Raw genomic sequence first — 8,158 nt, forward strand, 5'->3', positions numbered from 1 at the left:
TCACGCAAGAGGCAATAGTGGATCACCGGACGATCGTCTCATTTTTTACCTGTCAACTGGTCTGGGTGAACCGTTACTGCTGGCGGGCCGCCTGATGGGGGAGCGCAAGCGCGACGCCATGGCCACTGGCATCATGTTGAGCCAGGTCGGGGAGTTCGGTTTTGTGCTGCTGGCGCTGGCGAGTCATCACGGCTTGCTGGATCACCAGCTGGTCTCTCTGCTCATCGGCATCGGTGTCATCTCCATCGCCCTCACCCCCTGGCTGGTGTTGCGGGCGCTGGGGCTTGCCCACTCCCTCACCGACAGTGCCCTGCTCTCTCGCGCCGAGGTGGCCCAGTCGGGCCTGAGCAAACACCAGCACGTCATCATCGCCGGGTTCGGACGCACCGGCCAAACCTGTGCCCGCTTTCTCAAGCTCGAAGAGATCCCCTTCCTGGCCCTGGATCTCGATCCCGAGCGGGTGAGCGAGGCCAAGCTGGCGGGGGAGCAGGTGGCGTTCGGCGATGCCAGCCGGCGCGACATCCTGCTGGCGGCCGGTCTGTTGCGGGCGCGGCTGGTGATCATCACCTTCGACGATCAAAAGCGGGTCGATGCAATGCTGACGCTGATCCGGGAGCTGGCGGGGGAGATCAAGGTGCTGGTGCGTACCCGGGATGACAGCTTCCTTGAACACTACAAGCAGGCCGGCGCCTTCGAGGTGATCCCCGAATCCCAGGAGGGAGCCCTGATGCTGGTCTCCCACCTGCTGCTCAACTGCGACATTCCCATCGGCCGGGTGATCCGGCGCATGGAGCACGAGCGCAGCAGCCAGTATCGCTTTCTGCACGGTTTCTACTGGGGTGGCAAGAGTGCGGGCAATCTGGAGACGGATCAACTGCTCGAGCGGCTGCATCCCGTGCTGCTGCACGACCAGGCCTGGGCGGTGGGACACAGGGTACTGGATCTCGCCCTGGGAGAGGTGCGCATCAAGGCGATTCATCGCGGGGAGCGCAGCCTGGATCCCAGGCGCGAGCTGGTGCTGGCGGCGGGAGATACCCTGGTACTTTTCGGCACGGCCGTGGCCATGGAACAGGCCGAGCAGCGCCTGCTGGAGGGACGCTAGGATCTCCTTGCCATGGGATAAGGCTCCTCAGGCCTCTTCGCGAAACTGCTCCTGCTTCCCGCTGCCCGGCAGGTCGAGGAAGGCCTCGATGCGCTGGTGGTGATCCAGCGCGTCCTGGTATCCCAGCTTGATGAGCCGCTGGCAATAGCCGGGATCAAACATCAGGAAGCTGGCCAGGCTGCTGCTCTCTTCGCCGTTGACCCCGAGCACCCGCAGCAGACGGCGCAGCTGGGTCGGCAACCGTGGGAGGTATTCGAGGGCGATGAGGTCGAGATCCTGGCTGGGGCGGATCACGCAGGTCTCCACCTGGCGCAGTTTCAGTCGGCTGCGCTCCCGTGGCGGAATGAGGGAAAGGGTCTGGTTGATGCGCCCGAGCCGCTCCAGATCCGAATTGAGGGTGTCGGAGAAGACGGTGTTGAGCAGATGGCTCGCGATGTTGGAGCTGGTCAGGTGCCCCTGGCGGGGAGTCGGGTTCTCCCTGTGAGGGGAGTCCAGGGTCACCAGCAGGATCCGCTCCGCCCCCAGGTGGATGGCGGGACTGAGCGGGCTCAGCTGGTGGATGGAGCCATCCCCGTAGACGCGATCGCCGATGGGGGTGGCGGGAAAGACAAAGGGCAGCGCCGACGAGGCCAGCAGATGATCCGAGGTGAGCAGGGTACGCAGGCCACGTCGTCTGGCGCGCTCCCAGGGCTGATGTTCGGCCCGCCCCTGGAAGAAGGTAGTGGAAAGGCCGTCATCGTAGTCGGAGGCCGTGATGGCGATGGCCTCCAGGCTGCCGTAGAGGATGTTGTCATCGATGCGGTGATAGTCGATGAGCTGATCCAGCAGACGGCGCAGGGGGGCGTTGTCAAACAGGTGAAAGGCGCGGTTGCTCTGGGGGGTGATGAGGCCGGCCGAGCCCTGATAGAGGGTGCGCCACAGCAGTTGGCAGGGGTGGAAGTCGAAGATGTGGTGGGTCTCGAAACGTCGCCAGACCCACTCCAGCTTGCGCACCCCCAGATGGAAACAGGAGGCGTAGCACGCCAGCGCCGTGATGTTGAGAGCCCCCGCCGAGGTGCCGCACAAAATGGGGAAGGGGATGCCGATGTTGCGGGGGTAGAGTTCGGCCACCGCCTTGAGTGCGCCGACCTGATAGGCGGCGCGGGCACCACCACCAGTCAGCAGAAGAGCAGTATTGGGTCTGGCCATGAGGGTGCGCCTTATCGTGATCGCCAGGGCGGGTTGCCACCGCGCAATTCAACTATAAGACGTTGTATACCGGATAAAAATGGGCCGCACGCTCAATTTTTGCGGCCCGTTTCATTTTCAGTTTGCCAAAGGCGTCTGGCTCAGTTGATCGAAGGCGGCGAAGGCTGGAGGGCTTGCCAGAATACGGCCATGGCCGAGCCCCCGGGTGCTCACCAGCCGGGTGCGGCAATCCTGGGCCGCACGCAGGGAGTCCCGGTGGGGGGCGAAGCGGTCTTCCTCATCGTGAACGATGAGGGCGGCGCCGCTGCGCCGGGCTAGCCGGCCAAGGGGGTCAACCGTGCTGAGCGGGTGCTGGTATTCGTGTTCTATCTCCTTGACCACCGCATCGAACAGCCGGATGGAGTAGCCGGAGCGCGCCACCATGCCGTAGAGCTGGGGCACGTAGTCGAGCACCGGGGAGATGAGCAGCAGCGGCAGCGCATCCATGGCAGGGTGACGGCTGCTGAGGGTGACGGCGCCCCCCATGCTGTGGGTGACGACGCCCTGGACGGGGCCGACCCGCTCGAGGATCTCGTCGAAAGCGCGCACGAAGCGGGGCAGGTGGCCCCTGTTCCCTTCACTCCGGCCGTGGGCGGGGTGATCGTAGGCGAGGGCCGTATAGCCCTGGGCGGCGATGTGGCTCATCAGCGGATAGAACTGGCTGGCACTGCCTGACCAGCCGTGCATCAGCAGCCAGACCGGCCCCTGGCCGAGCCGGTAGCTCATCAGGGTCCCTTCACTGGTGTGGATGGCCTGCTCGACCAGGCCGGCCGGGGCTGCGACGTCCCGGGTCGCCCGCTGCGGGGTGAGCAGCAGCTTGCTGGCGGTGCGCTTGGCGTGGGTGGGCGCGAGCACGTGATGCAGGCGGGTGCCGAGGCCCAGCAGCAACTTGCTCGGGCTGAAGCGGCGTGTGTTGAAGTAGATCTTGCTGCTCATGGTTATCCTGTGTCTTTTGTGTGCGAACGGTCGTGCTTTTTTGCGAGTTTTTAAAAGGAAGAGCCCGTCGGGTCAGCGCCAGCTGGTCAGCAATTGTTCCACCTCGGGCCAGAAGTGGCGGGCCGGATCCTCGCTGAGCCCCAGGGCATGGAACACCTGATCCCCGAGATAGAGGCCGTAGAGGCGATAGACGGCGCGCCAAGGGTCGAGATCGCTGCGCCACTCCCCTCTGGCCTGCCCCTGCACTACCTGGCGTGTAAGGTAGTCGAGCCAGAAACGGACCAGCTCGCGTGCCGCCTGCTGGACCTCACCCTCCTGGGCGGAGGTCCAGGCATCGAGGAACATGCAGCGGCCGGCAAAACTCTGGTTCCAGGCCAGCCAGGCCTGCAACAGGGCGAGTAGTTTCTCCTGCTGGGTGGCGTGTCCCTGTTGGCGCACCGGCTGGATCACCCGCTCACGAAATACCTTGGCGGAATGGGTGAGTACGGCGATCTGTAGGTTGTCACGGGACTGGAAGTGGGCGAACAGACCGCTTTTTGACATCTCGCAGGCCGTTGCGAGGGAGCCTATGGTGAGGCTCTCCAGCCCCTGCTGGCTCGCCTGCTCGAATGCAGTCTGCAAAATGGTGTCGCGGGTCAGACGTCCCTTGCTCATCCGGCTCTCCTCTCTCTGGGCTGGCAGCATAAAGTACGACCGTGCTAATTGTCGAGCCGCAAATGGTGCAGGGAGGCCGTTTCCGGCTGCCACGGGGGGGCCAGAGAGTCTTTTGGGGGGCGGTTGTGGCTGGCTCGATACGAGCCAGCCGGGGACGAGCTCAGTCGTCCTTGATGCCCATTTGCTGCAGGGCGATGACTGCCTGGGTGCGGTGCTTGACCCCGAGTTTGCGGAAGGCGGAGTGATATGGGCTCTGATGGTGGCAAGGGGCTCAACTGTCCTTGATATCCATCTGCTGGAGGGCGATGACCTCCTGGGTGCGGTTTTTGACCCCAAGTTTGCGGAAGGCGGAGTGATATGGGCTCTGATGGTGACAAGGGGCTCAACTGTCCTTGATATCCATCTGCTGGAGGGCGATGACCGCCTGGGTGCGGTTCTTGACCCCGAGTTTGCGGAAAATCGCGGTGATATGGGCCTTGATGGTCGCCTCGGAAACGTTGAGCTCCCAGGCGATCTGTTTGTTGAGGCTGCCATCCCGCAACATGATGAGCACCTTGTATTGCTGGGGGGTGAGGCTGGCCAGCTTGGTGGCGAAATCGGGCCCTTCGCCGGGCTCGGGATGGAGGGAGATCCCCTCGGGCACCCAGTTGTCCCCCCCGATCACCGTATTGAGGGCGCTGACCAGCTCTTTCATGGGAACGGATTTGGGAATGAAGCCGAGCGCGCCCAGGCGCAGCACCTGCTGGATGATGGCGGGATCCTCGGAGGCCGAGACCACGACGATGGGGAGATCCGGGTGATGTCCGCGCAGATAGGCCAGCCCTTCGAAGCCGTTGGCCCCCGGCATCTTGAGATCCAGCAGCAGCAGGTCGACGTCGGGATGTTCATCGAGCAGGTGGCTCAGGCTGTCGATGGAGTCAGCCTCCAGCAATCTGGCGTCGTCGATGGCCATGTGCACCGCTTGATAGAGGGCGCCCCGAAACAGGGGGTGGTCATCTGCGATGACGATGGTAAATTGGCTGTCCATAGCTCACATTGTTGCTAACTGATTGTTTTGAAAAATCAAACTAGCACTGCTACCCAAGTGGGTCAAACCCGCCAGTACGCAAATGTGAGGTGGTCATCGGATGTCGTGCCACGGGGCCGGCGGGATGGCCAGTAAACAACCCATGCAGGAGGCAATCGATGGGATCCCTGGTTTTGACGGTGGGCACGGGCTCCACCTGGGCAATGAGAACGGCGCTGGTGCTGGCCATGAGCGGGCTCAAGTGGCAGGAGCAGGTCTTCGATCTGGAAGATGCCAAGGAGCTGCAACGGCTCAAGCGCACGGCCCCCGCCGGCCTGGTGCCCTGGCTCGACGACGGTGAGCTGCGTATTCACGACTCGCTGGCCATCGCCGAATATCTCCACGAGTGCTGCCCGGAGCGCCACCTTTATCCGGTGGACAAGGCCGAACGGGCCCTGGCCCGCAGCCTGTGCGCCGAGCTGCACGCCGGTTTTCGCCAGATCCGCACCCTGCTGCCCTTCTTCCTGGGGGCGCCCACCCAGAGTGAACCGCCGGTGGAGGTCATCGACGAGCTGGCCCGGTTGCAGACCCTCTGGTCCCAGGCGCGGGGGCCCTTCTATTTCGACGAGGCGAGCATTCTGGATGCCTTCTATGCGGTGATGGCCTATCGACTGGCAAGCTATGGCATTTCGCTGCCCGGTCAGGCTGGCGCCTATCAGCAGGCCTTGCTGGCCTGGCCCCTGTGGCAGGAAACCCTGCTCAGGGCGAGGTTGCAGTGGCCAAAGGCGGCCCGCCAGCCTGATTGATGCGGGCGTCGGCAAGACAAAAAAGGGGAGCCATCGGCTCCCCCTTTTTATTCAGGCCAGGTCGCTATTTCTGCCGACCCGCGAAGACCACGACCACTTTGTCTTCTCCTTTCTCCCGCACGAAGCCGTAGGGGGCATCGGAAATCTTCTTGTGGCTGCCCGCCGCGATGGCAGGGTGGGCGGCACGGAATTGGCCGAGCCGTTGCCAGTGCTTGACCAGCTCCGCCTTCTCGCCACTCGCCAGCTCCTGCCAGTTCATGTCCGAGCGCACGCTCTGATCGAACACGCCGCCATCCTTGGCCAGCCCCCGACCGGACTCGTCGCCATAGTAGATCTGGATGCCGCCCGGCAGCAGCATGAAGCTGTTGGCCACCCGCCGTTGCAGCGCCACGTCCTGGTAGTCGCCGAAGAAGAGCTTGGTGTCGTGGGAGCTGATGTAGCTCAGCACGTTGAACTCGGGATCCTGGTTGATGCGGCTGGCATAGCTCGCATAGGTGGGCTCTGCCCCTGCCATGCACTGGGCCTGGGGCAGGGCGAATTCACGCTGGTAGTCGAAGTTGATCAGGGAATCGAAGCCGTGCTGGTACCAGAAGTCCTTGGCGACCCCGTGATCCCACACCTCGCCCACCATGTAGAAGGGAAGGTCATCGAGGGCCTTGCCCGGGTTGGCGGCCTTCCACTCCTTGAGCGCGTCGGTGCCCGCCTGCTTGAGCCTGGCCCAGACCGCGGGCTCCAGGTGCTTGACGGTGTCGGCACGGAAGCCGTCGATGCCGAAGCGGCGCACCCAGTCGGTGTGCCAGGCAATGAGGTAATCGCTCACGGTGGCGTTGGGCAGGGCCTTGGCCCTGGTGTCTTTTTTGGCAGCGAGCAGCGGTGGCAGCCCCACCGATCTGGTGGATTCGGTCAGGAAGTCCGGCAGTCCCGCCACCGAGCCGGTGACGTCGTCGGTGCCGGGTTGCGGGTAGCCGGGCAGGCCTGCGCGCACCCAGTCAGGGCCCCACCACTTGTCCCAGTGGGATGACTGGTAGTCGATGAACTGGTTGTAGCCATGCCAGTTGAGGCCGCCGCTTGGGCGCCATTCGTTCCAGCGACTCGGCAGCTTGCCGGTGTTCTGGGTGAGATCGGTGAGCCCCAGATCCTGCAAGTCGGCGAGGGTGGCGTAGCCTGCGTGGTTCATCACCACGTCGAGGATGATCCGCATGCCGCGCTTGTGGGCCTCGTCCACCAGGGTTTTCAGGCTCTCTTCGTCGCCGTAGTTGGGATCTATCTTGGTGAAGTCGAGCGCCCAGTAGCCGTGGTAGGCGTAGAAGGGGAAGTTCCCCTGTTCGCCACCGCCGATGAAGCCGTGGACCTGTTCCACCATGGGGGTGATCCAGATGGCGTTGATGCCGAGTTGCTTGATGTAGTCGAGCTTCTCGGTCAGCCCCTTGAAGTCACCGCCATGCCAGGTGGCCACTTCGTCCTGACCATCCTTCTGACGACCGAAGCTGTGATCATTGGCAGGATCGCCGTTGTGGAAGCGGTCGGTCAGCAGAAAATAGACGCTCGCCTGATCCCAGCTGAAGGGAGCAGGCTTTGCGGCCTTGACCGGCTCGAGCAGCAGCAGGCCGCCACTCTCCTTGCTCGGTGTCAGGGTGATCTTGCCGCCCTTGACCACGGCTTCCTGTCCCGAGTAGGCATCCCGCAACCGTGTGCCGTCGGGCCAGACGCCCTTGAGTGATGTCGTGACCGGGCCGCCATCCCAGCTGATGCAGGGCTCTTCCGGGGGCTGGCGTTTGAACTCGCTCTTTTTGGTTGCCCGCAACACCTTGAGGCTGGGGGTATCGGGGTTGAAGGTGAACTCGTAGTCCCCCGCCAGCATCACCCTCAGATTGAAGTCTGTCCCCTTGCTGCACTTGTCCATGGGCTGGGCGGTGCCGAAGGGAAGGGGCTTGGCCTCGGTTGGCCCGAAGCTGGTGCCGCAGCTGTTGCCCGCATCGCTGATGCGGATCTGGTGGCTCCCCTTGTCCAGTCTGTGGGTCAGGGTGACGGTGCCCTTGTCCAGCGTCAGCGCCTCGGCTACCGGTTTGCCATCCACATGGAGATAGACCTCGGGGGCGGCCATCGCCTGACCGATGAACAGCGGTGTGGCGAGCACGGCCAGCCACAGGGGTGATGGGCGAAGAGCGGGGCGCGAAGAGAGACGCATAAGCCATTCCTTGAGCAGAGTGTGAGGAGCAGGATCCGTTGAGGCACTCATTCTAGGGCGCGCTGGGGCAGGCTTGGACCGATAAAATACCGATTTGTGACGTCAGTTCAAATGGTTACGTTTTCAAGAATGGAAAAGTGTGAACCGGGTGTCGCGGCCATGAAAAAAGGTTCATCGCGGCTTTCCGGGGAAGGCCGCCTTGATTTTCAGAAAAAAGTATTCTGAGTCCCTAAATCCAT

7 protein-coding genes are annotated in these 8,158 nt (G+C 63.3%); 2 read left to right on the top strand and 5 right to left on the bottom strand.

The features are described from left to right. On the top strand, positions 1-1,102 hold a 1,102-nt coding region (locus tag OKB81_RS18185; protein WP_270805360.1), incomplete at its 5' end, for a monovalent cation:proton antiporter family protein. Between the two features lie 27 nt (positions 1,103-1,129). On the opposite strand, the gene OKB81_RS18190 is transcribed toward OKB81_RS18185, so the two are convergent. From OKB81_RS18190 to OKB81_RS18205, 4 genes are all read right to left on the bottom strand, one after another. Continuing rightward, the gene (locus tag OKB81_RS18190) at positions 1,130-2,290 is read right to left on the bottom strand and encodes a patatin-like phospholipase family protein (RefSeq protein WP_069785595.1); all 1,161 of its coding nucleotides are present in this window, start codon (positions 2,288-2,290) and stop codon (positions 1,130-1,132) included. Positions 2,291-2,407: 117 nt separating this feature from the next. Next, positions 2,408-3,265, bottom strand: coding sequence for an alpha/beta hydrolase (locus tag OKB81_RS18195; RefSeq protein ID WP_160839261.1), 858 nt, complete (start codon positions 3,263-3,265; stop codon positions 2,408-2,410). A gap of 72 nt (positions 3,266-3,337) precedes the next feature. Then, on the bottom strand, positions 3,338-3,919 hold the full coding sequence (locus tag OKB81_RS18200) for a TetR/AcrR family transcriptional regulator (RefSeq protein WP_104454572.1): 582 nt from the start codon (positions 3,917-3,919) through the stop codon (positions 3,338-3,340). A gap of 382 nt (positions 3,920-4,301) precedes the next feature. Further along, complete coding sequence (locus tag OKB81_RS18205; RefSeq protein WP_041214700.1) at positions 4,302-4,946, bottom strand: response regulator transcription factor; 645 nt, start codon at positions 4,944-4,946, stop codon at positions 4,302-4,304. A 158-nt stretch (positions 4,947-5,104) separates the two neighbouring features. Between OKB81_RS18205 and OKB81_RS18210 the strand changes: the two genes are divergently transcribed. After that, positions 5,105-5,731 (top strand): glutathione S-transferase, encoded by a 627-nt coding sequence (locus OKB81_RS18210; protein WP_104454571.1) that lies wholly within the window; start codon positions 5,105-5,107, stop codon positions 5,729-5,731. A gap of 64 nt (positions 5,732-5,795) precedes the next feature. Here the strand turns inward: OKB81_RS18210 and OKB81_RS18215 are convergent, their stop codons facing one another. Beyond that, the gene (locus OKB81_RS18215) at positions 5,796-7,919 is read right to left on the bottom strand and encodes an alpha-amylase (RefSeq protein ID WP_183149563.1); all 2,124 of its coding nucleotides are present in this window, start codon (positions 7,917-7,919) and stop codon (positions 5,796-5,798) included. Positions 7,920-8,158 lie beyond the last annotated feature (239 nt).

Origin of the sequence: Aeromonas sp. QDB56 (genome assembly GCF_027705505.1) — a bacterium.
In the GTDB taxonomy this organism is placed as follows: domain Bacteria; phylum Pseudomonadota; class Gammaproteobacteria; order Enterobacterales; family Aeromonadaceae; genus Aeromonas; species Aeromonas caviae.